Annotated in this window: 22 protein-coding genes and 2 pseudogenes; 14 read left to right on the forward strand and 10 right to left on the reverse strand. The window is 60.1% G+C overall.

Annotated elements, in window-relative coordinates:
- Nucleotides 1–20: 20 nt before the first annotated feature.
- Together KUIN1_RS28665 and KUIN1_RS28670 are read left to right on the forward strand one after the other, a co-directional pair.
- Nucleotides 21–1,067 (forward strand): annotated as a pseudogene (locus KUIN1_RS28665) (methyl-accepting chemotaxis protein); the annotation flags it as partial.
- Between the two features lie 255 nt (nt 1,068–1,322).
- Nucleotides 1,323–1,922 (forward strand): annotated as a pseudogene (locus KUIN1_RS28670) (methyl-accepting chemotaxis protein); the annotation flags it as partial.
- An 81-nt stretch (nt 1,923–2,003) separates the two neighbouring features.
- Here the strand turns inward: KUIN1_RS28670 and KUIN1_RS12315 are convergent.
- The gene (locus KUIN1_RS12315) at nt 2,004–2,909 is read right to left on the reverse strand and encodes a LysR family transcriptional regulator (protein WP_003405623.1); all 906 of its coding nucleotides are present in this window, start codon (nt 2,907–2,909) and stop codon (nt 2,004–2,006) included.
- A gap of 103 nt (nt 2,910–3,012) precedes the next feature.
- Here KUIN1_RS12315 and KUIN1_RS12320 point away from each other — a divergent pair, with 103 nt between their 5' ends.
- Together KUIN1_RS12320 and KUIN1_RS12325 are read left to right on the forward strand one after the other, a co-directional pair.
- On the forward strand, nt 3,013–4,215 hold the full coding sequence (locus tag KUIN1_RS12320) for an aspartate aminotransferase family protein (protein ID WP_152092004.1): 1,203 nt from the start codon (nt 3,013–3,015) through the stop codon (nt 4,213–4,215).
- Between the two features lie 124 nt (nt 4,216–4,339).
- A complete protein-coding gene (locus tag KUIN1_RS12325; RefSeq protein WP_116865575.1) occupies nt 4,340–4,885 on the forward strand; it encodes a DUF4174 domain-containing protein in 546 nt (181 codons plus the stop codon).
- Nucleotides 4,886–4,938: 53 nt separating this feature from the next.
- On the opposite strand, the gene KUIN1_RS12330 is transcribed toward KUIN1_RS12325, so the two are convergent.
- Nucleotides 4,939–5,379 carry a CBS domain-containing protein gene (locus tag KUIN1_RS12330; protein WP_003405616.1) on the reverse strand — a complete coding sequence of 147 codons (441 nt, stop codon included), beginning with the start codon at nt 5,377–5,379 and terminating at the stop codon, nt 4,939–4,941.
- 223 nt (nt 5,380–5,602) lie between these two features.
- On the opposite strand from KUIN1_RS12330, the gene KUIN1_RS12335 reads away from it, so the two are divergent.
- The gene (locus tag KUIN1_RS12335) at nt 5,603–7,966 is read left to right on the forward strand and encodes a DNA polymerase II (RefSeq protein WP_024641024.1); all 2,364 of its coding nucleotides are present in this window, start codon (nt 5,603–5,605) and stop codon (nt 7,964–7,966) included.
- On the opposite strand, the gene KUIN1_RS12340 is transcribed toward KUIN1_RS12335, so the two are convergent.
- Nucleotides 7,963–8,808 carry an NAD-dependent protein deacetylase gene (locus KUIN1_RS12340; protein WP_024641023.1) on the reverse strand — a complete coding sequence of 282 codons (846 nt, stop codon included), beginning with the start codon at nt 8,806–8,808 and terminating at the stop codon, nt 7,963–7,965. The genes KUIN1_RS12335 and KUIN1_RS12340 overlap by 4 nt on opposite strands.
- A gap of 175 nt (nt 8,809–8,983) precedes the next feature.
- Between KUIN1_RS12340 and KUIN1_RS12345 the strand changes: the two genes are divergently transcribed.
- The gene (locus KUIN1_RS12345; RefSeq protein ID WP_011267624.1) at nt 8,984–9,826 is read left to right on the forward strand and encodes a PhzF family phenazine biosynthesis protein; all 843 of its coding nucleotides are present in this window, start codon (nt 8,984–8,986) and stop codon (nt 9,824–9,826) included.
- A 168-nt stretch (nt 9,827–9,994) separates the two neighbouring features.
- Here the strand turns inward: KUIN1_RS12345 and KUIN1_RS12350 are convergent, their stop codons facing one another.
- A complete protein-coding gene (locus KUIN1_RS12350; RefSeq protein WP_011267625.1) occupies nt 9,995–10,834 on the reverse strand; it encodes a TIGR03915 family putative DNA repair protein in 840 nt (279 codons plus the stop codon).
- A complete protein-coding gene (locus KUIN1_RS12355) occupies nt 10,831–12,051 on the reverse strand; it encodes a putative DNA modification/repair radical SAM protein (RefSeq protein WP_003405604.1) in 1,221 nt (406 codons plus the stop codon). Before KUIN1_RS12355 ends, KUIN1_RS12350 begins: the two co-directional genes overlap by 4 nt.
- A 213-nt stretch (nt 12,052–12,264) precedes the next feature.
- Here KUIN1_RS12355 and KUIN1_RS27480 point away from each other — a divergent pair, with 213 nt between their 5' ends.
- The 4 genes from KUIN1_RS27480 to KUIN1_RS12370 are packed head-to-tail and all read left to right on the forward strand — an operon-like array spanning nt 12,265 to nt 14,929.
- Entirely contained in the window at nt 12,265–12,411 is a 147-nt protein-coding gene (locus KUIN1_RS27480) for a hypothetical protein (protein WP_153795665.1), read from the forward strand.
- Nucleotides 12,408–13,154 carry a zinc ABC transporter ATP-binding protein AztA gene (aztA, locus tag KUIN1_RS12360; protein ID WP_003405598.1) on the forward strand — a complete coding sequence of 249 codons (747 nt, stop codon included), beginning with the start codon at nt 12,408–12,410 and terminating at the stop codon, nt 13,152–13,154. Before KUIN1_RS27480 ends, aztA begins: the two co-directional genes overlap by 4 nt.
- Nucleotides 13,151–14,020 carry a metal ABC transporter permease gene (locus KUIN1_RS12365; protein WP_152092005.1) on the forward strand — a complete coding sequence of 290 codons (870 nt, stop codon included), beginning with the start codon at nt 13,151–13,153 and terminating at the stop codon, nt 14,018–14,020. The genes aztA and KUIN1_RS12365 overlap by 4 nt, the downstream gene beginning before the upstream one ends.
- Before the next feature lie 12 nt (nt 14,021–14,032).
- Complete coding sequence (locus tag KUIN1_RS12370) at nt 14,033–14,929, forward strand: metal ABC transporter substrate-binding protein (protein ID WP_003410033.1); 897 nt, start codon at nt 14,033–14,035, stop codon at nt 14,927–14,929.
- Nucleotides 14,930–14,979: 50 nt separating this feature from the next.
- Here the strand turns inward: KUIN1_RS12370 and KUIN1_RS12375 are convergent, their stop codons facing one another.
- Nucleotides 14,980–16,128 carry an aldose epimerase family protein gene (locus KUIN1_RS12375; RefSeq protein ID WP_003405591.1) on the reverse strand — a complete coding sequence of 383 codons (1,149 nt, stop codon included), beginning with the start codon at nt 16,126–16,128 and terminating at the stop codon, nt 14,980–14,982.
- 280 nt (nt 16,129–16,408) lie between these two features.
- Here KUIN1_RS12375 and KUIN1_RS12380 point away from each other — a divergent pair, with 280 nt between their 5' ends.
- The 4 genes from KUIN1_RS12380 to araH all read left to right on the forward strand — a co-directional run bounded on the left by KUIN1_RS12380 (nt 16,409) and on the right by araH (nt 21,071).
- Entirely contained in the window at nt 16,409–17,281 is an 873-nt protein-coding gene (locus KUIN1_RS12380; RefSeq protein ID WP_103753753.1) for an SMP-30/gluconolactonase/LRE family protein, read from the forward strand.
- 192 nt (nt 17,282–17,473) lie between these two features.
- A complete protein-coding gene (locus KUIN1_RS12385) occupies nt 17,474–18,487 on the forward strand; it encodes a substrate-binding domain-containing protein (protein WP_011267629.1) in 1,014 nt (337 codons plus the stop codon).
- 54 nt (nt 18,488–18,541) lie between these two features.
- Entirely contained in the window at nt 18,542–20,065 is a 1,524-nt protein-coding gene (gene araG, locus KUIN1_RS12390) for an L-arabinose ABC transporter ATP-binding protein AraG (RefSeq protein WP_011267630.1), read from the forward strand.
- 40 nt (nt 20,066–20,105) lie between these two features.
- Nucleotides 20,106–21,071 (forward strand): L-arabinose ABC transporter permease AraH, encoded by a 966-nt coding sequence (gene araH, locus KUIN1_RS12395; RefSeq protein ID WP_003405587.1) that lies wholly within the window; start codon nt 20,106–20,108, stop codon nt 21,069–21,071.
- Between the two features lie 58 nt (nt 21,072–21,129).
- Here araH and KUIN1_RS12400 read toward each other — a convergent pair whose 3' ends face one another.
- Genes KUIN1_RS12400 through KUIN1_RS12415 form a run of 4 tightly spaced genes read right to left on the reverse strand, consistent with a single transcriptional unit; the run spans nt 21,130 to nt 25,619 of the window.
- Complete coding sequence (locus KUIN1_RS12400; protein ID WP_116830530.1) at nt 21,130–22,434, reverse strand: sensor histidine kinase; 1,305 nt, start codon at nt 22,432–22,434, stop codon at nt 21,130–21,132.
- A complete protein-coding gene (locus KUIN1_RS12405) occupies nt 22,427–23,134 on the reverse strand; it encodes a response regulator transcription factor (protein ID WP_011267633.1) in 708 nt (235 codons plus the stop codon). The genes KUIN1_RS12400 and KUIN1_RS12405 overlap by 8 nt, the downstream gene beginning before the upstream one ends.
- Before the next feature lie 51 nt (nt 23,135–23,185).
- Nucleotides 23,186–23,965, reverse strand: a complete 780-nt coding sequence (locus KUIN1_RS12410; RefSeq protein ID WP_011267634.1) for a MipA/OmpV family protein — start codon at nt 23,963–23,965, stop codon at nt 23,186–23,188.
- 34 nt (nt 23,966–23,999) lie between these two features.
- Nucleotides 24,000–25,619, reverse strand: a complete 1,620-nt coding sequence (locus tag KUIN1_RS12415) for an FAD-dependent oxidoreductase (protein WP_197739790.1) — start codon at nt 25,617–25,619, stop codon at nt 24,000–24,002.
- Between the last annotated feature and the right edge of the window lie 23 nt (nt 25,620–25,642).

Consider the following 25,642-nt stretch of genomic DNA (forward strand, 5'->3'; position numbering starts at 1 on the left):
CAACGAAAGAGCGACTCCCTGTGATAAACACTCTGCGCAATATTTCTGTCAGGTCCAAGCTCGTGCTCGGGTTTGCTCTGGTCATCGTACTGACGGTGCTGATCGCGCTGACAGGCTGGACAGGCATCACCTCACTGAGCGAACGAAGCGAGCGGATTTCCGACATCGGCAAGCTGAGCGCACTCACGCGAGATGTCCGCATTGCCCGATTGGCCTATTCGGTCAACTATGACGCCGAGCGCGCCAGCAACTGGTTGAAAGCGCTCGAAGGTCTCGAAAATCATGTGAAGTACGCGCAGAAGGTGTTCGATTCTCCGTTGAACGTACCGTTGGTGAATACTGCCGCAGACGCCTTGAAGGATTACCGTATTCACTACGACAACCTCATGCAGGCAACCGCTGCCCGTGAGGCGACCCGTTCGGTGTTTGGCCAGTACGCCGATGCAGGCGCTGATGATTTGCAAAAGCTCAACGCCGTTGCCCGATCCGATGACGGGACTCCCGCGCAGCGCGATGCCATCGTGCAGGCGATGACGCTGTTCCAGAAAATGCGCTTCGACTTGCGTGGCTACACCTATTCGCTGAAGGCGGAAAACCGTGCTCCAGCGGAAACATCGATGAACACGGTTATCGAGTTTGTCAGAAATCTGCAGGGTTTCGATGGCCAGTCGGCGATCATCAAGCACCTTGTGGACTCGATGATCAGCTACCAGAACACCTTGAATCAGTTCACCGCGGCGCAGGCCAGGATTGATCTGGCTCAGGCAGGCATCACCAAAGACATCGGCATCCTGTTTGAATGTGCTGACAAGCTGTCCGAGAACCAGGTCAACCTGAGAGTGGAGGATGTGAGTCAGGCCAAGATGCTGCTCTCTGTCTGGCTGATTGCAGCGTTGATCATGAGTGCCCTGGCGGCGTGGGTCATTACCAACCTTATCGTTGGCCCGCTGCGTGACACACTGAAACTGGCCGAGCGTGTCGCTGATGGTGATCTGACGCACAACCAGGTGGTTACCCGCAAGGATGAACTGGGCCAGCTGCAGGGCAGCATGATGCGCATGACCGGTAACCTGCGCGAGCTGATTGGTGGTCTGCGCGATGGCGTGACACAAATCGCCAGTGCCGCCGAACAGTTGTCGGCCGTCACCGAGCAGACCAGTGCCGGCGTCAACAGCCAGAAGAACGAAACCGATCAGGTCGCCACTGCGATGCACGAAATGTCTGCGACCGTTCAGGAAGTCGCACGCAACGCAGAGCAGGCTTCACACGCTGCGGTCAACGCCTCGAAAGAAGCTCGCGAAGGCGACGGCGTGGTTTCCAAGGCTGTTGCGCAGATCGAGAAGCTTGCGACTGAGGTCACTCACTCCAAGTCCGCGATGGACGATCTCAAGAACGAAAGCAACAAGATTGGTGGCGTGCTCGATGTCATCAAGGCCGTTGCCGAGCAGACCAATCTGCTGGCCCTCAACGCTGCAATCGAAGCAGCGCGTGCGGGCGAAGCAGGCCGAGGCTTTGCGGTGGTGGCTGACGAAGTGAGAAGCCTGGCCCAGCGCACGCAGACGTCGACCGAAGAGATCGCGGCCTTGATCAGCGGCCTGCATACCCGCACGGCGCAGGTGGCGACGATCCTCGACAACAGCCAGGCACTGACTGCAAACAGTGTCGAGCTGACGCGCAATGCGGGTGTTTCCATCAATAACATGACGCAGGCAATCTCGACGATCGAGACGATGAACCATCAGATCGCCGCTGCCGCCGAAGAGCAGAGCGCCGTTGCCGAAGAGATCAACCGCAGTGTCCTGAATGTGCGAGACATCTCCGAACAGACGGCTTCCGCCAGTGAAGAGACCGCTGCGTCGAGCGTCGAGCTCGCTCGTCTGGGCGTGCATCTGCAAAGCCTGGTCAGTCGATTCCGGGTCTGACGTTCATTCCCGGTAAACCCCGGCGCGCACCGCAAAGGCCGCGCGCAGGGGGCGACCCGGTGACCCTCCGGCGGTAAGTCCTTACCGCCCCCAAAGCCCCGTCGCGTACTCCACAAAACTTCTCAGCTTGGGCAGTCGATAACGGTCCTGCACATACAGCAGGTTCATCGGTCGTCGGGGCAAATGGTAGTCCGGGAACAACGCAAACAGCCGGCCTTCCTGCAGGTCGCGCTGTACCAGTGCATCCGGAAGCATCACGACGCCCATGCCTGCACGAGCCGCCTGATAAAGACCGGCGGAAGTGTTGGCCACCATCGAACCGCTGACCTCCACCAGCACGTCGCCGTCTGCGCCGGTCATACGCCATTGTGTACCGGCAGTCCGCCATTCGTCTCCCGCCGGGTAGGCGAACGCCAGGCAATTATGCTCACGAAGATCCTCGGGATGGGTCGGCGTGCCGTGGCGGGCGAGATAGTCCGGCGCGGCGCAGATGGTCAAGGTGTAATCCTGCAGGGGACGGGCGATCAGTGGCGACGATTCTGGAATGTTGCCCAAGCGAATGGCGACGTCAAAACCATTGTCGATCATGTCCAGACGTTGATTGGTCAGTACAAGGTCGAGCCTGACTTCGGGAAAACGCCGCGAGAATTCGACCAGCGCAGGCGCCAGCACTTCCGAACCGAATGTCAGTGGTGCGGTGATGCGCAGCGTACCTGTGGGATCGCCATGAGCCTGCTCGGCCAGTTGCTCGGACTCTGCCACCAGCCCCAATACTTCCAGGCAACGCTCGTAATACGCGGTACCGAATTCCGTCAATCGCTGACGGCGTGTGGTGCGCTGCAACAGGCTGACGCCCAGGCGCTCTTCCAGTGCGCGCAAGTGATTGCCGACCATGGTGGTGGAAATCGAACACGCTTGCGCCGCTGCCGTCAGGCTGCCTGCCTCGACCACTTTCACGTACACGCGCATTGCCTGAAACAAATCCATTATCAATCCTGGCTTTAAAATGATTGAAGTATTTCGCTGTTTATCCATTTTAGGTGGTTAACGATACTGCAAAAACCGAAACATACCCAAGGAGCTTCACCTCATGACCGCCACCTGCCTGATGAGCACTTACCAACCTCTGGCCCTGAGCTTCACACGTGGTCTGGGCACACGTCTGTGGGACCAGAGCGGACGCGAGTACCTGGACGCCGTGGCGGGCGTAGCCGTGACCAACGTGGGGCACTCGCATCCACTGCTGGTCGAGGCGATTCGCGATCAGGCGGGTCTGCTGTTGCACACCTCCAACCTGTACACCATCGACTGGCAGAAGCGCCTGGCGCAGAAACTGACGGCCTTGTCGGGGCTGGACGCGGTGTTTTTCAACAACTCCGGTGCCGAGGCCAACGAGACTGCGCTCAAGCTGGCGCGCCTGCATGGCTGGCACAAGTACATCGAACGGCCCTTGGTCGTGGTCATGGAAAACGCCTTCCACGGCCGCACCCTGGGCACATTGTCGGCCAGTGACGGGCCGGCCGTACGCCTGGGTTTCAGTACCTTGCCGGGCGATTACATCAAAGTGCCCTTTGGCGATCTGGCAGCGTTCGACAAGGTTTGTACGACGTATGGGCATCGGATCTGCGCCGTGCTGGTCGAACCGATTCAGGGCGAGGGCGGCGCGCAGGTGGCACCCGCCGGGTATCTCAAGGCCTTGAGGGAGCGTTGCACACGGCGTGACTGGCTGTTGATGCTCGACGAAATCCAGACCGGTATGGGCCGGACAGGCAAGTGGTTTGCCTTTCAACATGAGGGCATCGTTCCCGACGTCATGACCCTGGCCAAGGGGTTGGGCAACGGTATACCGATTGGTGCTTGCCTGGCACGGGGCAGGGCGGCGCAACTGTTCACGCCCGGCAGCCACGGCAGCACCTTCGGCGGTAATCCGCTGGCCTGTCGGGTCGGCTGCACGGTGATCGACATCATCGAACGGCAGGTGCTGGTGGAAAACGCCGCACTGCAAGGCCGGCAGTTGCTGGAAGGGCTGCGCAATGCGCTGGGTGCCCACCCGAACGTGCTGGAAGTTCGTGGCCAGGGTTTGATGATAGGGATCGAGTTACGCCAGGCGATACCCGAACTGACACGCATCGCAGCCGAGCAACATGGCCTGTTGATCAATGTCACCCGGGGCAAAATCATCCGCCTGTTACCGCCCTTGGTGCTGGACGCCGCTGAAGTGGCGCAGATTGTCCAAGGCCTGACGGCGAGCCTCGACAGCGCCTGTGATCGGTCGTTTGCACGCTCTGCCTGACGCAACGGATTAAGGAAAAGGACTACATCGGGCTGTACCGGGATGACCCATATGCGGTAGAACAGACCAGCATCGTGTCGGTCTGTACGCGATGGCTACCCAATGGATTTGAAAGGAGCCCACCATGTTAATCCGGTCCCTGACCTTCGCCACCCTGCTTGTCGCTGCCGGTACAGCGCTGGCTGCTGACAGCGATGGCCCTCTGGCACAGGAGCGCGGCAAGTCGCGTCCCTTGATCATCATCGCCCCCAGCAGCATCGATCCGGTGCTGATCAAGCTCAAGAAGTCACTGGACGAGCCTGCCAACCGTGAGGCTTTTGCGCAGCGCAATATGGTGCTGTTCACGGTGGTCAACACCATGGGCGAGCGCGACGGCAAAAGCATGGACCCGCAGTCGACCATGGCATTGATCCGTGAGCTGAAGCTGGGGGCGGGTGTGGGGACCAAGGTCATTCTGGTGGGCAAGGACGGCGAGAAAAAGATCGATAAGACTGTCGGAAAGTCGGAATCGATAGAGCCCAAGGAAATCTTCGCCACTATCGATCAGATGCCGATGCGCGAGCAGGAAGCTGCCGCACCGGCTCCCGAGCCGCCAGCCAAACCCGCGCCTGCCGAAAAACCCGGCAAGCCGGTCAAGGGCGCGGCGCCTGGCAAGACGCTGGACGACTGAGTGAACGGTGTGGCGCGCGGCAATCGCGCGCTGCGCCTGATGTGTTGCTCAGGTCATTCGCCGCGAATGTACTGCTCGAGCTGTTGAATGAGGTTCGCCTGTTCTGCAATGGCTTCCTTCACCAGGTCACCGATGGACAGCAGGCCCAGCAACTGGCCGCCTTCCACGACCGGCAGGTGGCGCAGATGGCTGTCGGTCATGATCCCCATGCACGCTTCGACGCTGCGTTGCGAGTCGACAGTGATCACTTTGCTGCTCATGATGTCCCTCACCGGTGTCCCCACCGACGAGCGTCCCTTGAGCACCACCTTGCGCGCATAGTCGCGCTCGCTGATGACGCCGACCACCACGTTGCCCTCGACCACCGGCAGCGCACCGATGTTCTTTTCAGCCATTAACTTGAGTGCGTCGAGCACCATCTGATCCGGTCCGATGGTATGCACTTGCTGGTTCTGCAGGTCTTTCAATTTCAGTAGCTGGGCGACGGTTTTCATGGGGCTCTCCGTGATCGGGACCTGGGTGGCTGTAGTGCATTGCCAGAACCACTACAGAATCATCCAGCGCGCAGAATCGAGCAAGCAGTAAATAAGGATCACGGGAATAGGAGGAATCAATTGTCCATGCCCCTCAATGTGCCGCTAATTCGCCTCCAGACGCGCCTTTAGCCTCATAGCCAAGTAGAATCATTTGTTTCACCGGGCGGTCGAGGTAACAGCGTTGGATGTACAGCAGGGCTTTATCCTGAGTCGGCACTGGCAAGACACGCCCGCCGGGACCGAGGTCGACTTCTGGTTGGCCACCGATCAGGGCCCGCGCCATATTCGCCTGCCTTGCCAGCCCTCTGTCGCCTTTATTCCTGCCGAACAGGGTGAGCGGGCCCGATCGTTGTTGCGTACCGAACGTGGCGTAGAACTGCGTCCGCTTGAGCTCTGTGATTTTCGTCACCGTCCGGTGCTGGGTGTGTATTGCCAGCAGCACCGCCAGTTGATGAACATCGAAAAGTTGCTGCGCAGAGGCAATGTAGACGTCTATGAAGCGGACATTCGCCCGCCGGAACGCTACCTGATGGAACGCTTCATCACCGCGCCGGTGCAGTTTGGCGGCACGCCGGATGCCGATGGGGTGCTGTGCGACGCGCAGATCAGACCATCGCCCGATTACCGTCCCAATCTGAGGCTGGTCTCGCTGGATATCGAAACCACCGCCCGCGGCGAGCTGTATTCGATTGCACTGGAGGGCTGCGGGCAGCGTCAGGTCTACATGTTGGGCCCGGCCAACGGTGGTGATGAGACGCTGGATTTTCAGCTCGACTATTGCGATACCCGCGCGCAGTTGCTCGAACGCCTGAACGACTGGCTGGCGCTGCACGACCCTGACGCGATTATCGGCTGGAACGTTATCCAGTTCGATTTACGCGTGCTGCATGAGCATGCCCAGCGCCTGCAAGTGCCGTTAAGGCTTGGGCGTGGCGGTGAAGCGATGGGCTGGCGTGAGCATGGCAGTCGCAACAACCATTTTTTTGCCGACGTGAGCGGGCGGCTGATCATCGACGGAATCGAGGCATTGCGCTCGGCGACCTGGAGCTTTCCGTCGTTCAGCCTCGAATACGTCGCGCAGACTCTGCTGGGCGAAGGCAAGGCCATCGACACGCCTTATCAGCGTATGGACGAAATCAACCGCATGTTCGCCGAGGACAAACCGGCGCTGGCGCGTTACAACATCAAGGACTGCGAACTGGTCACGCGCATCTTTGCCAAGACCCAATTGCTGACCTTTCTGCTCGAGCGCGCCACGGTCACCGGTCTGCCTGCCGACCGCAGCGGTGGTTCGGTTGCGGCTTTCTGCCATTTGTATATCCCGCTGATGCATCGCCAGGGTTTCGTGGCGCCCAACCTGGGCGAGCGCCTGCCAGAGGCCAGCCCTGGCGGTTTTGTCATGGATTCCCAGCCAGGGCTGTATGAGTCGGTGCTGGTACTGGACTACAAGAGCCTTTATCCGTCGATCATTCGTACCTTTCTGATTGATCCGGTGGGCTTGATCGAAGGCCTGCGCCATCCAGCGGACAGCGAGTCGGTGCCGGGCTTTCGCGGCGCGCGCTTCTCGCGCACCCGTCACAGCCTGCCAGCCATCGTCGAGCGCGTGTGGCAAGGTCGGGAAGCGGCCAAGCGCGAGCAGAACGCCCCCTTGTCCCAGGCGCTGAAAATCATCATGAATGCCTTCTACGGCGTGTTGGGCTCGAGCGGCTGTCGCTTTTTCGATCCGCGCCTGGCTTCATCGATCACCCTGCGTGGGCATGAAATAATGCTCAAGACCCGCGACCTCATTCAGGCGCAGGGCTACACGGTGATCTATGGCGATACCGACTCGACATTCGTCTGGCTGGGCCGTCCTCATGGGCAAGAGGAGGCAGCAAGCATCGGCAAGGCGCTGGTGCAGCAGGTCAATCAGTGGTGGCGCGAGCACTTGCACGCCGAGTACGGTTTGCACAGTGCCCTTGAACTGCAATACGAAACGCATTTTCGGCGCTTCCTGATGCCCACCGTGCGCGGTGCGGAGGAGGGCAGCAAGAAGCGTTACGCCGGCCTGGTGACCCGTGCTGACGGTTCCGAGGAGATGGTCTACAAGGGCCTCGAAACGGTACGCACCGACTGGTCGCCACTGGCTCAGCAGTTTCAGCAGGAGCTGTACCTGCGGATCTTCAAACGCCAGCCGTATCAGGATTACGTGCGTGACTACGTGCAACGCACCCTGTCAGGCGAGCTGGATGACCTGTTGATTTACCGCAAGCGCTTGCGTCGCAAGCTCGATGACTACCAGCGCAACGTGCCGCCTCATGTACGCGCTGCACGGCTGGCCGACGAATACAACGACCAGCAGGGGCGACCGCGTCAGTACCAGAGTGGCGGCTGGATCAGCTACGTGATGACCACCGCCGGGCCGGAACCGCTGGAGATTCGTCACGCCCCGATTGACTACGATCACTACGTGACTCGTCAGTTACAACCACTGGCTGACGCGATCCTGCCGTTTGTGGACGACGATTTCAGCACCCTGATCGGTGGGCAGTTGGGGCTGTTTTAAAGCGAAACCAATTGCTCGGCGAGCCACGGCAAGGCCTGCTCACAGGACGCTTCGATCTTCATTTCAAGCAGCTCGTCCGCCCGGGTCTTGCCATGGTTGATGGCGATGACCGGTTTGCCCTGTTCGGCCATGGCCTTGCACAGGCGGAATGCCGACCAGGCCATCAATGACGTGCCCACCACCAGCAGACCTTCTGCGTCCTCGACACTTTGCGTAGCCCTGGCAGCGGTCTGCGCGGCGACGTTTTCACCGAAGAACACGACGTCCGGCTTGAGCCTGTCGCCTCCACAGTGCGGACAGCGGGGCACCTCGAAACTGGCTTCGAACGCCGGGTCTAGCAGGGTATCGCCGTCCGGTGCCTGTGTCGCGTGGACGCCGATCAGATAAAGGTTGTGCGCCAGCATCTGCTCTTGAATTCCTGCACGGTCGCTGCGCTGCTGGCAATCCAGACACAGCACCCGGTGCAGGCTGCCGTGCAGCTCGATGACGTCCCGGCTTCCGGCCTGTGTGTGCAGTGCATCGACGTTCTGGGTGATCAGTCCGGTAATGGCGTGTTCAGCCTGCAGCGCAGCCAGGGCCAGATGCGCGGCATTGGCCTGTGCCGCGCGGATCCGCGGCCAGCCGAGCATGGCGCGTGCCCAGTAGCGCTGGCGCGCTGCAGGGTTGCCGAGAAATTCCTGATACATCATCGGCTGCTTGCCGCGCCGCACGCCATTCTTGTCGCGGTAGTCCGGAATGCCGGATGCGGTGCTGATCCCTGCGCCGGTCACCACCAGAAACGGTTTGTCGGCCATTACCTGGCATAGCGTGTCGAGCAGATCTCGGATTGGGCTGTCGAGCATGTTTGAACCTCGGGTGGCCTGCCTCTTGTGACTGGACACATTATCATCTGGGATGCAGGTAGCGTTGCGACTGCCACAGCTGTGAGCCGCCGTGGCCGACGTTGGTTCAATATCCCGTTGTTCACCCGGCTGTGGACGTGGCACTCTGGTTTTTTATACCGGAAAGGACGCCCCGATGCGCTCGTTCGATTTCAAGCAACTGGATGTCTTCACTGATCAGCCTCTGCTCGGCAATCCGCTGGCGGCGGTGCTGGGCGCTGACGGGCTGAGTGACGAGCAGATGGCCGCCTTTGCCCGCTGGACCAACCTGAGTGAGACCACGTTTCTGCTCAAGCCGACAGACCCGCGTGCCGACTATCGCGTGCGTATTTTCACCACCCTTGAAGAGCTGCCGTTCGCTGGCCATCCCACCCTGGGCAGTTGCCACGCCTGGCTGGAAAGCGGTGGCGTGCCTCGCGGTGAGGAAATCATTCAGGAATGCGGCATCGGCCTGGTGCGTATCCGCAAGGATGCCGCCGGGCTGGCATTTACCGCGCCGCCGCTGTTGCGCTCAGGCGCCGTGGACGCCACGTTTGTCGAGCGGATTCGCCTCGGTCTGAAGCTGGCTTCCGAGAGCATTCTGGACGCCCGCTGGGTCGATAATGGCCCTGGCTGGGTCGCACTGCGGCTGAAAGATCGTGCAACCGTTCTTGCTCTGCAGCCTGACCATGTTCAACTGGACGGCTTGAAAATCGGCGTTATCGGAGCGTGGGACGCTGATGTGGACGGTGTAGATGCCCAATTCGAGGTGCGTGCGTTTGTTTCCGGCGACGGTATGGCTGAAGACCCGGTGACCGGCAGTCTCAATGCCGGCATCGCTCGCTGGTTCCTGGAGGAAGGCCTGGCACCGGAGCGCTATGTCGTGAGTCAGGGCACTGCGCTCGGACGCAAGGGGCGGGTGTCCGTTCAGCGTGCAGGTGAGGATATCTGGGTGGGCGGCTCGACTGTGACGTGCATCGATGGAAGGGTTACGCTCTAGAGGATCGGGCTGGAAAGCCCCATGTGCGAGATACAGGCAGCACCAAAGCCTTAGACTCCTTTGCCCTTGATACCAGGCAGCAGATGTGTGACGCGGAGCGTCACGAAATGCATGCCAACTCGGAGCATTGGCGCGTTAGTCAAAACAGACTTGTGTATACCGACGCGCTCAATCCTTCAGCGCAATCTTCTTGCCGCGTCTGGCGGCGATGTCGCTGGCCTGGCCGTCACGCTGCTTGCCGGTGCGGGCCTGGGTGATCAGGGCAGGGATCAGCGGGCCTTCCGGCAGGTTTTTCCAGAAGCGCGAAGGGAAGTGACCTTCCATGACCTTGGGGTTCAGGCGCGCAGGGTTGAAGATGTGGCTGTAGTAGGTCAGCCACAGTTCGCCATGCGGGTCTTCCACCTGCCGGGCCATGGTCTGCCAGGCTTGCGGGCAGCGTCGCTCATGAATCAGTTGTTGGCCGTCGTAATACACGCCGTCCTGAGGCGTGGCGATCATCCAGCGATGCTGACCCATACGGCCGATGAAATGCTCGCTGGCACTGAGCAGAATATCGTGGGCCGGTTCGTGCCAGGCCACGTACTGCGGACGCATCAGAGCTTCGTCGGCAGCCACGGGCGGCAGCGCGACAAACCGCAGAAACGCATGCAGATGATGGGCCTCACGCCTTACCGATTTGAGGCGGCGATGCAATTCACTGCCGAGTTTGTCACCGGCCATCATGGCGGTGCGATCACCGTGGGTCACGCGCCACAACACTTCGTACAGAAGGCTCCAGCGCTGATCGCCCCGATAGTGCGAGGCGCTCTCCAGCAACTGCACCAACTCCAGCGGAACCCGTGCCTGAAAAGGCCCGGCTTCCCTGGGGTACTCTTCTTCACTGCCGAACAGGTCGGCGGCATCCGGCGACTTCCAGCTGACCTGGCTGGGGTCGATTTCATGGCTCAACAGCCAGCGAGCCTGTTGTCGCCAGGTCTCGAACAGGTCGTCGCAGTCGAGGCAGATCATCCCCACAGGCCCATTTGCTGAGGCTGAGGCCGGTCGCGCAACTGGTGATGCAGGAACTCGCTGGTGGTTTCCGCGTGCGGCGGGTGGTAATCACTGGTAATGATGAACGGCTTGGCCTTGGCCAGTATGCAGCGCATGCGGGTGAGGTCTTCGTAGCGGATGCGTCGCTGTCTGCGCAGCTCGACCAGCCGCTGCGTGGTGCGGATGCCAATACCCGGCACCCTGGCGATCAGCGCCGGGTCCGCCTGGTTCAGGTCCAGCGGGAAAACCTGGCGGTTGCCCAGCGCCCAGGCCAGTTTAGGGTCGATGTCCAGCGCCAGATCACCGGGGCCGTCGAGCAGTTCACCCGCGGTAAAACCATAGCCGCGCAGCAGAAAGTCAGCCTGATACAGGCGATGCTCGCGCATCAGAGGCGGTGCCGCCAGGGGAACGCTGTTGGGGCTGTTGGGTATCGGGCTGAACGCAGAATAGTAGACCCGGCGCAGCTTGAAGTTGCTGTACAGCGACTGCGCGCTGTGCAGGATGGTGCTGTCGTCGGTGGCATCGGCACCGACAATCATCTGCGTGCTCTGCCCGGCAGGCGCAAAGCGCGGCGAGCGAGGCTCGTTGCGCACCGTCTGCTCACCGGTGTAAATCGTCTGCATGGCCTGCTTGATCGACGCGACGTCTTTTTCCGGGGCGAGGGTCTGCAGGCTCAGGTCAGTTGGCAGCTCGATGTTCACGCTGAGACGGTCGGCGTAGCGGCCGGCCTTTTCGATCAGCGCCGGATCGGCGTCAGGGATGGTCTTGAGATGGATGTAGCCGCGAAACTCATGCACCTCGCGCAACAGCCGGGCAACTTCGACCAGTTGCTCCATGGTGTAGTCCGCGGAGCGAATGATCCCGGAACTCAAAAACAGCCCGCTCACGCAATTGCGGCGATAGAAGTCCAGGGTCAGGGTGACCACTTCTTCGGGAGTGAAGCGCGCACGGGGCACATCGCTGGAGCGACGGTTGACGCAGTACTGGCAGTCGTAAAGACAGAAGTTGGTCAGGAGGATTTTCAGCAGCGACACGCAACGCCCGTCCGGCGTGTAGCTGTGGCAGATGCCCATGCCATTGGTGGAACCGAGCCCGGACTTGTCCTGCGAGCTGCGCTTGGGTGCTCCACTACTCGCGCACGACGCATCGTACTTGGCGGCGTCTGCCAGAATGCTGAGCTTGTCGATAAGCTGCATGAAGTGCCCCTTGACTGTTTGTATATACAGTATAGGGAGGCGTGCAGTGTCACAAGTACCGCACGGCGGAGTTGTGCGTGGCGATTCTGAAACTGATCTGCGCGGGAGTTTATCTGCGTGGCTGGAAAGCAAGGTGCCGGCATGAATGTTATTTAATAACATTTATCCGGTTGATATGTAATACTGTAACAAATAGTTGCAGGTTACTTTTACTTGAAAAATCCTCCTGACGCTTCGACAGCAAGCGCTTCGATAGCAGGTTCCGTGCTGGCTCAGTCGGCCTGGAAGCGCGTCCTGTTTTCCCTGGCGATACTGATATTGCTCTGGCTGGCCATTGGCTGGTCGGTGGCGATTCCATGAGTGCCGCCATCGCTCTGGAAAACCTCACGGTGGCGTATGAACGCCGCCCGGCCGTACACCACATCAGCGGGCGCTTCGAGGCCGGTAGCCTGACGGCTATCGTCGGGCCCAACGGCGCGGGTAAATCGACGCTGATCAAGGCCATCGCCGGCACCATGAAGCCTGCTCAGGGGCGCGTCGACCGGGGGCGTCTGGCAACCCGCACAATTGGCTATCTGCCGCAGGCCGCAGAAATCGATCGCAGCTTTCCGCTGAGCGTTGCGGATACGGTTTCGATGGGCGCCTGGCACAGCATCGGCCCGTTTCGCAGCCTGACCCGCAATCACGCGCGTCTGACCGGCGAGGCGCTGACGACTGTCGGCCTTGAGGGTTTTGAAGGGCGTAGCGTGGGCTCGCTGTCGTCTGGCCAGTTTCAGCGGGTGTTGTTCGCCAGGCTGCTGTTGCAGGACGCCTCGGTGATTCTGCTGGATGAGCCGTTCACTGCCATCGACGCGCGCACCACGCGTGATCTGTTGCAACTGGTGCGCGCCTGGCACGGGCAGGGGCGCACGGTGATTGCCGTACTGCACGATATCGAACAGGTCCGTCAGCACTTTCCGCAAACCCTGTTGATGGCTCGCGAAGCCATTGCTTGGGGTGAGACCTCGCATGTGCTTAGCGACGCCAACCTGCGCAAGGCGCGCAACATGGCTGAATACTGGAGCCCGGATGCCTTGTTGTGTGATGCCGAGGACGACGCATGATGCTCTATAGCCTGGTGGTTGAGCCGTTTATCGAATTCGGCTTCATGCGCCGCGCGCTGGTGGCGTGCCTGGCGCTGGGCATCGGCTCGGGGCCGGTCGGCGTGCTGTTGATGTTGCGGCGTATGAGTCTGGTGGGCGATGCGATGAGCCATGCGGTGCTGCCGGGCGCGGCGGTGGGTTTCATGGTCGCCGGTCTGTCGTTGCCGGCAATGGGGTTCGGCGGCCTGATCGCCGGGCTGGCAGTGGCCTTGCTGTCCGGTCTGGTGAGTCGACTGACCTCGTTACGCGAAGACGCCAGCTTTGCCAGCTTCTACCTGACCTCGCTGGCCGCCGGGGTGCTGATCGTGTCGCTGCATGGTTCCAGCGTCGATCTGCTGCACGTATTGTTCGGCACCATTCTGGCCATTGATGACACGGCGATCTACATGGTCGGCAGTATTGCCTCCTTCACCCTCATTCTGCTGGCGATCATCTATCGCCCGCTGGTGCTGGAGTGCTTCGATCCGGGCTTTCTGCGTGCGGTCGGCGGGCGCGGCTCGCTGTACCACGTTCTGTTCCTGCTGCTGGTGGTGCTCAACCTGGTCGCAGGCTTTCAGGCGCTGGGCACGCTGATGGCGGTGGGCATGATGATGCTGCCGGCAACCGCCGCACGTTTCTGGACCCACTCGCTGAGTGGCCTGATGGTGATTTCGACGCTGCTGGCGACCTTGTCCGGGCTGATCGGGCTGATTGTTTCCTACCACCTTGGCGTCGCCTCGGGGCCGGCCATTGTGCTCATGGCCAGTGCGTTCTACGGCATCTCCCTGTTGTTCGGGCGCACGGGCATCGTGCGCCGGCTGTTTCCCAAACCTCACCTGGCTCACTGAAAAAGGTACGTCATGAAACGATTGATGATGTTGAGTTCCCTGGCTGCACTGGCGCTGTCGGCATTCGCCAGCCTGGCCCAGGCCAAACCGCTCGAAGCCGTTGCCTCGTTCACGGTCATTGCCGACATGGTCAGTACGGTCGGCGGTGATCGTGTGCACGTCAGATCGCTGATCGGTCCGAACGGCGATCCACACGTCTACGAGCCGACACCGAGTGACGCCCAGGCGCTGAAAAACGCCGATCTGGCATTTGTCAGCGGCCTGCATCTGGAGGGCTGGATGGATCGTCTCATCAAGGCTTCAGGCTACAAGGGGCAGCCGGTGGTGCTGTCCGAGGGCATCAAGACCCGCAGCATGGATGAGGACGGCAAGCGCATTGTCGACCCGCATGCCTGGAACAGCGCGGCCAATGGGGTGATTTATGTGCGCAACATCGTCGCAGCGCTGAAGAAAGCCGATCCGGAAGGGGCCAGCGTGTATCAGGCCAATGGTGATCGCTACATCGTCGAGTTGCAGCAACTGGACACCTACGCCCGCGATCAGATCCGTTCGATTCCGGCTGCCAGACGCAAGATCCTCACCTCTCATGACGCGTTCGGCTACTTCGGCGATGCCTATGGTGTGACCTTCCTGTCGCCGCTGGGCTTGTCTACCGAGTCTGAGGCGTCGGCCGCCGATGTGTCGAAACTGATCCGTCAGATCAAGACCGAACATGTCAGTGCCTACTTCTTCGAAAACTCCAGCGACCCGCGCCTGGTCAAGCAGATAGCCGAAGCCAGTGGCGCTCAGCCAGGGGGTGAACTGTACGTGGAATCCCTGTCGCCTGCCGACGGCCCGGCGTCAACCTACGCGAAGATGTTCCGTTACAACGTCGATACCCTGACTGCGGCGATGAAGCGCAATCAGTGAGTTTGAAGCTGCCCGGCGCTCTGATCACAGGCGCCGGGCAGCTCAACGCTTTAGTCGTTGAGGAATTTGAACACAGTGGTCTGGGTGTAGGCCTTGCCGGGATCCAGTCGGGTGCTGGGGAATTTCGGCTGGTTGGGCGCATCGGGATAGTGCTGCGTTTCCAGGGTAAAGGCGCCCCAGTGCGGGTAGACCTTGCCTGCCTTGCCGTGAATGCTGCCATCCAGGAAGTTACCGGTGTACAGCTGCACGCCGGGCTCTGTGGTGAACAGTTGCAGTCTGCGGCCTGATTGCGGATCGCTGACCTCGGCGGCCAGTTTCTTCACATCACCCTTGGTGTCGAGCACCCAGTTGAAATCAAACCCGCCTTGCTTGGGTTCGGCGTATTTCAACTGCTGGTGATCAGCCTTGATGTGTTTGCCGAACGCGGTGGGCTTGAGAAAGTCCATGGGCGTGCCAGCCACAGCAGGCAGTTCACCGGTCGGGATCAGCTTGTCGTTGACCGGGGTGTAGTGCGAGGCGTGAAGGGTGGCGACCTGTTTGAGCACATCACCACTGCCAGCGCCGGCCAGGTTGAAATAGCTGTGGTTGGTCAGGTTCAGCACCGTCGGTTTGTCGGTGGTGGCGCGGTAGTCGATCTTCAGCTCGTTTTTTTCATTCAGGCTATAGGTCACTTCAGTCAGCAGGGCACCCGGAAAGCCCATCTCGCCGTCCGGCGACAGGTAGGTCAGCTTCACGCCGACCGAATCACCGCTCTTGGTTTCTTCTGCCTTCCACAGACGCTTGTCAAAACCCTGCGTGCCGCCGTGCAGCGCGTTGGTCTTGTCATTGAGCGGGACCTGATAGGTTTTGCCATCCAGACTGAATTTGCCGCCTGCCAGCCGGTTGCCGAAGCGGCCGATGGTCGCGCCGAAATAGACCGTACCGTTGTTCTGGTAGCCCTGCACATCGTCGAAACCCAGGACGATGTCTTCGACCTTGCCGGCCTTGTCAGGTACCAGCAGCGATTGCAGCGTCGCGCCGTAGGTGATGATGCTGGCCTGCACGCCGTGACTGTTGCGCAGGGTGTATTTTTCGACGGCAGAGCCGTCGGGCAGTTGGCCGAACGCGCTGTGTTCGCTGGAGAGTGCGGCGGCCTGTGCGGTCAGGGTGCTGATCATCAAGGACAGTCCAAGGGTGCTGAGAAGCGCATGTTTTTTCATCTGATCTGCCTGCTTTTATTGTTATTGGTAAGACTATTTGATCGGATTCAAGCCGATGCATGGATGTATAGCCTATAAAATGGTGCTTGAAAAATAAATTGTAATACTATTTAGTAGTGCCATCGTCGCGGAAGGCTTGTGACTTACCTTAGCCGATCTGTCGAATTTTTTGCCATGCAGCCCGAACGCCGTGCAACGGGTCGGCGCAGGCAGAGGTTGGACAAGACCGCGACACAAACATCCAAAAGTGCCTTTACAACAATAACAAAGGACATTTTTCATGAACTGGCTGCCCGTTTCCGAGCACCGTTTCAAGCTGGCCGAAGGCGCCTTCTGGGATGCCGAGGAGCAGGCTTTGTACTGGGTCGACATTGCCGGGTTTCTGGTGTGTCGGCTGGTCGCCGGGCAGATCCGCCAATGGCGCATGCCGGAGCCAGTCTCTGCATTTATTCCGACCGAGCAGGGTGATGCACTGGTGACACTGGCCAGCGGCGTCTATCGCCTGGACCTGGGCTCCGACAAAACTTCTTTACGACCATTCTGCGTGGCAGACCCCACCCCCGGCAATCGGGCCAACGAAGCCCGCTGCGATGCGCGCGGTCACCTTTGGCTTGGCAGCATGCAGAACAACATCGATGCCGAGGGCGGCGACGTGCCTTTAGTGCGTCGTTCAGGCGGGTTGTTCCGCGTTGAACCTGATGCCCGGGTGACTCGTTTGCTGGACGGGCAGGGCATCGTCAACACCCTGCTGTGGAATGAAGAGGGCAGTGTGCTGTACAGCGCCGATACCCTGGACGACGTCATTTATCACTATCCGGTGCTTGCAGACGGTGGTCTGGGGCCACGCAAGGTATGGGCGGCGAAACACGATCGAGGCTCACCCGACGGCTCGGCGATGGATGCCGAAGGGTATGTCTGGAATGCGCGCTGGGGTGGCAATTGCCTGATCCGCTTTGCCCCGGATGGCAGCGTTGACCGGGTTGTCGAGCTGCCGGTCAGCCATCCCACCAGTTGTGTATTCGGCGGTCCTGGCCTGGAGACGTTGTACGTCACCAGTGCCGCCCCTGCCGATGCAAATGGTCGCTTCGACGGCGCGCTGCTGATGGCGCAGGTTGGCGTCAAGGGCACGCCGTGTCAGCGGTTCGCCGGTTGAGAGGTTGAGAAACACGTCGCGCCGCCGTCTGTTTACGACGGGAGCGTGGTTGTAGATGCAAGGGTGACATTAGGTTACATAGCGGTCATCCGTTATATGGTATGACTATTTGATCGGCTTCGGACGCTCCGGCGTTTGCAACCGCCACCTCGCTGGTCGCTGTAGCTATTCAATAAAAATAAGGAGTTAGCTATGTTGAGTCGTCACGGGATTCGTTCCCTGTGCTGTGCCGCTGTCACTACCGCCATTCTGGGCATGAGTGGCATCACCTCCGCTGCCGAAGAAGTCAAAATCGGCTTTCTGGTCAAGCAGGCCGAAGAGCCGTGGTTCCAGGCCGAATGGGCAGGTGCCGAAAAAGCCGGCAAGGAGCATGGCTTTACCGTCATCAAGATTGCCGTGCCAGACGGTGAAAAGACCCTGACCGCTATCGATAACCTCGCCGCCAACGGTGCCAAGGGTTTCGTGATCTGCCCGCCTGACGTGTCGCTCGGCCCTGCGATCGTGGCCAAGGCCAAAGCGCTGGGGTTGAAAGTCATGGCTGTGGATGATCGCTTTGTCGACGCCAAGGGCAACTTCATGGAGGACGTGCCTTACCTGGGCATGGCTGCCTTTGAAGTAGGCCAGAAGCAGGGCGTCGAAATGGCCAAGGAAGCGAAAAATCGCAAGTGGGACAAGGATGGCTGGAAAGGCACCTACGCGATCATCAACACTTATAACGAGCTGGATACCGGCAAGAAACGCACGGATGGTTCGGTGAAGTCGCTTGAGGAAGCCGGCTTGCCGAAGGACCATATCGTCTTCACCGCACAGAAAACCCTCGATGTGCCAGGTAGCATGGACGCCACCAACTCGGCGCTGCCAAAACTGCCAGGCGATGCCAAGAGGCTGATCATCGGCGGTATGAACGACAACACCGTATTGGGTGGGGTACGTGCGACTTCTACCAATGGCTTTGAAGCGGATGACGTGATCGGGATCGGTATCAACGGCACCGATGCGATCGACGAACTCAAGAAGAAAGAAAGCGGCTTCTTTGGCTCTATGCTGCCGAACCCTGGCAAAGAGGGTTATGACACCGCGTTGCATGTTTACGAGTGGGCCACCAAGGGCACAGAACCACCCAAGTACACCGCCCTGGACGACGTGACACTGATCAAGCGCACCAACTTCCAGGAAATACTGACCGAGCGTGGTCTGTGGAAGTGAGCTGAACGAGGGGCCTGATGTTCAGGCCCCTCACACGTGCTAGGAGATTGGTTCATGCAACAGGCTATCGAGCAATACGCCACAGGCGGTGCCTTGCGCTTCAACGGCATCGGCAAGGTCTTCCCCGGCGTCAAGGCGCTTTCGGACATCAGTTTCGAAGCGCGCCCCGGCAGCGTCCATGCATTGATGGGTGAAAACGGTGCCGGTAAATCCACGCTGCTGAAAATTCTCGGCGGCTCTTATCAGCCCAACAGCGGCACCTTGCAGATCGGCGAGCAGAGCTATCAGTTCAAGTCCACCGCCGAGAGCATCGCGGCGGGTGTGGCGGTGATTCACCAGGAGCTGCATCTGGTGCCGGAAATGACCGTTGCCGAGAACCTGCTGCTCGGGCACATGCCCAATCGCTTCGGGCTGATCAATCGCGGTGCGATGTATCGCCGGGCCGGCGAGCTGCTCAAGGGTCTGGCTGACGAAATTGACCCGCACACACGCTTGGGCGACCTTTCGCTGGGGCAGCGGCAATTGGTCGAGATCGCCAAGGCCATGTCGCGCAATGCTCATGTCATCGCCTTTGACGAGCCCACCAGCAGCCTGTCGGCGCGTGAGATCGACCGACTGATGGCGATCATCGTGCGCCTGCGCGACGAGGGCCGAGTGATTCTTTACGTGTCGCATCGCATGGAAGAAATCTTCCGCGTCTGTGATGCGGTGACGGTGTTCAAGGACGGACGCTTCGTCAAGACGTTCGAGCAAATGGCCGATCTCGACCATGACCGACTGGTGACCTGCATGGTCGGTCGCGATATCCAGAACATCTACAACTACCGTCCGCGCCAGCATCAAGGGCCAAGTCTGCGTGTCACCGGTCTGCTGGGGCCCGGCCTGCACGAGCCGGTCACCTTCGCCGTGCAGAAGGGCGAAGTGCTGGGCTTCTTCGGCCTGGTCGGCGCCGGGCGTACCGAGCTGTTCCGGCTGCTCTCGGGGCTTACCCGCAGCTCTGCAGGCACCCTGCAACTGGACGGCAAACCGCTGACACTCAAGTCACCACGTGATGCCATCGAGGCCGGAATTCTGCTCTGCCCGGAGGACCGCAAGAAAGAAGGCATCGTGCCGCTGTCCAGCGTCGCAGAGAACATCAACATCGGTGCGCGCCCCCGGCACGTGAACCTCGGTTGCCTGATTCAGGGTCGCTGGGAGCGTGACAACGCACGCAGCCAGATCAAGTCGATGAACGTCAAGACGCCATCGCCCGAGCAGCAGATCATGTTCCTCTCCGGCGGCAATCAACAGAAGGCGATTCTTGGCCGCTGGCTGTCGATGCCCATGAAAGTCCTGCTGCTGGACGAGCCGACTCGCGGGATCGACGTCGGGGCCAAGTCCGAGATTTACGAGATCATTCACAACCTGGCCGCGGACGGTATTGCGGTGATTGTGGTCTCCAGCGATCTGATGGAAGTGATGGGTATTTCAGACCGCATTCTGGTGATGAGCGAAGGCGCAATCACCGGCGAACTCAATCGCGACGAGGCTGACGAGTCGCGACTCCTGCAATTGGCTCTGCCTCGCACGCGCGGCTGAAAATCGGTTCCTGACCATGAACAATAAAAAAGAGGTGCGTATGTCTACCGAATCCAGCCTGCAGGCTCCCCGTCAGGGCATGAACCTGCGTCGTTTTGCCGATGACTGGGTGATGCTCCTGGCGGCCGTGGGGATCTTCCTGCTGTGTGCCGTGTTCATCGATAACTTCATGTCGCCGCTGAATATGCGCGGTCTGGGCCTGGCGATTTCCACGGTGGGTATCGCTGCCTGCACCATGCTCTTCTGCCTGGCGTCCGGGCACTTCGACCTTTCGGTCGGTTCGGTGCTGGCTTGTTCCGGGGTGATCGCCAGTATCGTCATCCGCGACACCGACAGCGTATTTCTGGGTGTCTCGGCAGCCCTGGCGCTCGGGTTGGTCGTGGGTCTGATCAACGGCATTGTGATCGCCAAGCTGCGCATCAATGCCCTGATCACGACTCTGGCAACCATGCAGATCGTGCGCGGCCTGGCGTACATTTTCTCCAACGGCAAGGCCGTCGGCGTTTCCAACGAGGACTTCTTCATCTTTGGCAATGGCCAGGTGTATGGCGTGCCGGTGCCGATCCTGATCACCATTGCCTGCTTCATATTCTTCGGCTGGCTGCTCAACTACACCACCTATGGGCGCAACACCATGGCCATCGGCGGCAACCAGGAAGCCGCGCTGCTGGCGGGTGTCCACGTGGACCGCACCAAGATCATCATTTTCGCCGTCCACGGCCTGGTCGGTGCATTGGCTGGCGTAGTCCTGGCTTCGCGCATGACTTCGGGGCAACCGATGATCGGGCAGGGCTTCGAGCTGACGATCATCTCTGCCTGCGTATTGGGCGGGGTTTCGCTGAGTGGCGGCATCGGCATGATCCGGCATGTGATCGCCGGGGTGCTGATTCTTGCAATCATCGAGAATGCGATGAACCTGAAGAACATCGATACGTTCTACCAGTATGTGATTCGCGGCACGATCCTGTTGCTGGCGGTGATCATCGACCGCATGAAGCGCCGCTGACCGGCCAGCGCAGTTAAAGAGCCCTTGTCTATGTATGGCAGGGGCTTTTTATTGCGGGTCAAACCGGCCGACTGCGGAAGTCGAGTCCTGCCCGGGTGCCCAGCGTCGGCATTGACTCTAGCGTCAGTGTCCACTGAAAGCGTTCACAGATACGTCGCACCAGAAACAGCCCGAGGCCTTTGCCACTGCCCGTCCTGATCGGGTTTCTCAGCAGCGACAGGTAATGCCGGGAAGCCTGCTCGGTGTCGAACCCTTCACCCGAATCGGTCACGCTCAACACATCATCCTTGAGTCGCACAGCGACGGTGCCGTCGTAGGTGTTATCCGCCGCATTGCGCAACAGATTGCCGACGGCAATGCGTAGCATTGCTTCCGGCACGTGCAGAGTCAGGGTCTGGTGGATCTGCACCGAGAACTTCACCGGCTTGCCGTCGAGCAAATGCTCATGATCCTTGACCAGGCCGGGCAGCAGACGATCAAGCTCGATCGGGTCATCCCGGTTGGAGGTCAACGGCTCACGCGACAGGTAAAGCAGCGCAACCATGATTTCCGTCAGGTTTTCCACGGTGGCTCGCATGCGTTGCAGTGGCGGCGCTGCACGCGGCGGCAGTTTTTGCCTGGCGAGGATATCCAGCGCACCGCTGATCACGGCGATAGGCGTGCGGAATTCGTGGCTGGCCTGATCCAGCAGCGCGCGTTCGCGGGCCATGAATTGTTCGACCCGTTCCAGGTGCGCGTTGATTCCGCAGGCAATGTCCTTGAGCTCTTCCTGAGCGTAGTGCACTGGCAATCGCTGGGCGGGGCGCTCCGGGTCGAGTTGCTTCATGCCCAGTGCCAGCCCCTGAACCGGAAGATGCAGGCGCACGTACAACCAGGCGATCACAGCAATGATCAGAATCAGATTGAGTACCAGAAACATCGCCCCCACCAGCGCGATGAAGTTCTGCTCCCGCTCCAGATCGCTGATGTCGATGGCGGCGATCAGGCGCTCTCTGCCAAGCGAGGTCACCAGCACCGCATAGTCGCGATCGCCATTGTCAGCGTCCTGGCGGTCCAGATCGCCCTCACTGTAATAGCCAGGTGCGAGTGCAGCGAGAGAGGGCGGCATGCCGGCTGCCGGCGTGCTGCCTGACAGTTTCCAGACCTGGATCCTGGCGTCTTTCTGCGCCGCGGGCAGCACGTCGTCTGCAAGCGTGTTGGCGGTCGCGGTCTCAAGCAGATCCTTCCAGATCGGATGATCAACAAGGTCCTGGCTCATGAACGCGAGGGTGGTCAGGCCGGTGGTCATCAGCAGCCCGAAACCGAGAATTATCACGCTGACGAGGCGATGCAGGCTGCCACGTCGGCGAGCGAAGTCAATCATGTGCGCACACGCACAGACGAAAACCGATGCCCTGCACGGTATGCAGCAATTTTTGCCCGGCAGCACGCTCGCCATCAATGGTTTTTCTGAGCAGGTGCATGTGCGAGCGCAGCAGATCGCCATCGGGCACGCTGTCACCCCAGACGAGTGATTCGAGTTGCGTGCGTGTGACCACGTGCGGTGAGTTGCGCATCAGCACCTCCAGCAGCGTTCGTCGGATCGGCGAGAACGGTAACGGTATGCCATCGCGCGTCACCAATTGCGTGCCGAGATCGAAGCGCAGGTCAGCGATTTCCAGTATTTGTCGCCTGTCTGCCCGCGTGTGGTTACGCGCTGCCAGCACTCGCAGGCGAATCTCCAGTTCAGGCAAGGCCAGTGGTTTGACAATGTAGTCATCCGCACCCGATTCAAAGCCTTCCAGCTTGTCATCCAGCTGGTCCTTGGCAGTCAGCAACATGACTGGCACCGGGTTATTCAATTCATTGCGCAGATGACGCAGCAGTGAGATCCCGTCCATGCGCGGCATCATCCAGTCCAGCACAATGACGTCGTAACGGTTTTCCGCGAGCAGGCGGATGGCCGACTTGCCATCCGGTGCGGCGTCCGGCGTATGCCCGCAAGCCTCCAGGTAATCAAACATGTTGGCGGCCAGCGCCAGGTTATCTTCGACAATCAAGACGCTCAGTGATCGTTCGAGCACGGCGAGCTCCCGGTGAGTTGTTTCAAGGCAGAATAGGGTGGTAGTTCAGCATCAGAACTTTCGCGATATGCCGATGAACATCGACGTCGAGCTGTCTGTGTCGTGCTCCACCAGCGGGCTGTCGCTCAGTTCATCCGGCAGGGCGCTATAGCGCAGGTTACCCGAGACTTCCCACTGTTTACCGATTGGCTGAGAAAAGCCAATGCCGACATAGGACACTGTGGCGCTACCGGGACGATACTCGGCAATGCCGCGTCGTTCTTCCTCGTTCAGGGTGCCGTAATAGTAATCCACCCTATTGCCGGACAGGTGGGTGGCACCGATGTTGGGTTTGAAGCGGGTGTTGCCCAAGGTAAAGGGGTACGCGTATTCGAGGTTTAACGAATAGCCATCGCTGGCACCGCTGATATCGTTTTTGGCGACCAGTTCAAGCAGGCCGGCATCACCGCGCAGCTTTGCCGCCAATCCGGCGTCGATGCCATTGTCGCGGTCTTCCAGCAGGTCGCGGTTGATGCCGTTTCGAGCCAGTTCGCGACGACCGAAATCGTCACGATCAATACCGTCCATCTGCAGGGCAAGAATGGCATCGAGGGCAAACGACTCGGTGTTGATCAGGTGGTAACCCGCTGTTACGCCGTTGACGTAAAAGCGTTCTCCTTCGTACCTGATCAGCGGGATCGGGTTGACCTGCGTGCCGACGCCTGCGTAAGGGCTTTCGCTGATGGCGGCGCCCAGGCCCAGACTGAAATCGCCCGGTTCGGCGTGGGCCAGCTGTAAAGACAGGGCAGGCAATACGACAACAGTCAGTGCAGGAAGGAAAAGGTGCTTCATGTCGAGGCTCTCTGAGTGGTCTTTCTGGCGTGCATCAGTGTGCGACTGCGCGTGTCGCCTGCATGTCGGCGTCGCTGCCAGCGAGAGAGTCAGGTGTGCGGGACAGGGTGGCCAGGTAACGCTGGACTGCCGGTACGAAATCGTCCGTGGCGGTCAGGCCGACGTACCCGTCGGGACGTATCAGAAAGATGATGTTTTCCTGAAGGCTTACGCCGTAAGCGTCACGTGCCTGACCGGTTTCATCGACCAGACCGTAGCGGTCATTACTGAGGTGCGCGGGGCGAACCGCAACTGCCTGCAGGAATCGCTCGTCGCGGCTGCCGAAAGTATTCATTGCCGCGATGGCCTGCGTACCGAAGGCCAGCAAGGTGAAATGCCCACCTCTGAAAACGTCGAACAATCGTGTGCGTCCGCCGTGCTGCTGCGAGCAGGTGGCATCGGGTGCGCGATCACCTGCCTGGACCTTGCCATCGACGTTGTCGGCGCTGTTCACGGAAAGCGAGCTGGCGCGGTAGTTGAGTAATAACTGCCGCTCCTTGTCGCCACGCCTGAATGTGGGCAAGCCGGTGCCAGTGGTGTTATTGAAGAGTTCGCTGGACAACTCCAGCACCGCAGCAGCTACAGGCCTGCGTTCCTCTTCGTAAGTGTCGAGCAGTGCCTCGGGCGCGCCGTCCAGCACCGCTGCCAGTTTCCAGCCCAGATTCCAGGCGTCCTGCACGCCCGTGTTGAGGCCTTGCGCGCCTGCGGGGGGATGCACATGGGCGGCGTCGCCGGCGAGGAACACCCGCTCGACCCGATAGCGCTCGGCCAGCCGCACATTGGGGCGGAATACCGAAAGCCAGGTCGGGCTGTGCAGGTGAATCTTCCTGGAGCCCGTAGCTGCCAGCCAGCGGGTCTGGATAGCATGCTCTGAGAGTTCCGGAGCCGGTTCGTCGGCGTCCAGACGCATCATCAGCTGGAACAGGCTCGAATGCGGAAGCGGACACAGGCCGATCATTCCACCTTTGCGCGTCGGCCATATGTGCCATGCATCCCGGGAAAGCCCCTCTACGTGCAGATCGCCAACGATCATCCGGCCTTCCTGAGACGTGGAGCCCGTGAAGTTCACGCCCAGCTGCTTGCGCACAAAACTCTTGCCGCCGTCAGCGCCGACCAGATAGCGGGCATGCACGATACGAGGCTCTCCCTGACAAGCAACCCGAACAGAGACACCTTCGGCATCCTGTTTGATCTGGAGTGCTCCAGTGTCCCATTCAACCTGAGTGCCCAGTTCAGCCAGTCGATCACGCAACACCTGCTCTGTGCGCCATTGCGGTACGAGCCAGACGTTCGGGTACGGGATATCCGCTGTCTGTTTCTGGTACTTCATCATGTTCCATTTGATCTTCAGGAAAGAAACATGAAACTTCATCGGCGGATAAAGCTGCCCGACGCCCAACAATGGCTGGGCGACGCCAAGGTTATCGAACACCTCGATCGTTCGTGGCTGTATGCCTTTGCCGCGAGAACCATTGAAGGGGACAGCCGATTTTTCAATGATTCTGACCTTGATCCCGCGCCTGGCCAGATCGCAGGCCAGCGTCAGTCCGGTCGGCCCCGAGCCGATTATGAGGACGTCGCAAACGTCCTGCTCAACAGGCTGATGTGTATTCAATTTGAAGGTGTTTGACTGGAAAT

The organism is Pseudomonas sp. KUIN-1 (genome assembly GCF_009176725.1).
In the GTDB taxonomy this organism is placed as follows: Bacteria; Pseudomonadota; Gammaproteobacteria; order Pseudomonadales; family Pseudomonadaceae; genus Aquipseudomonas; species Aquipseudomonas fragariae.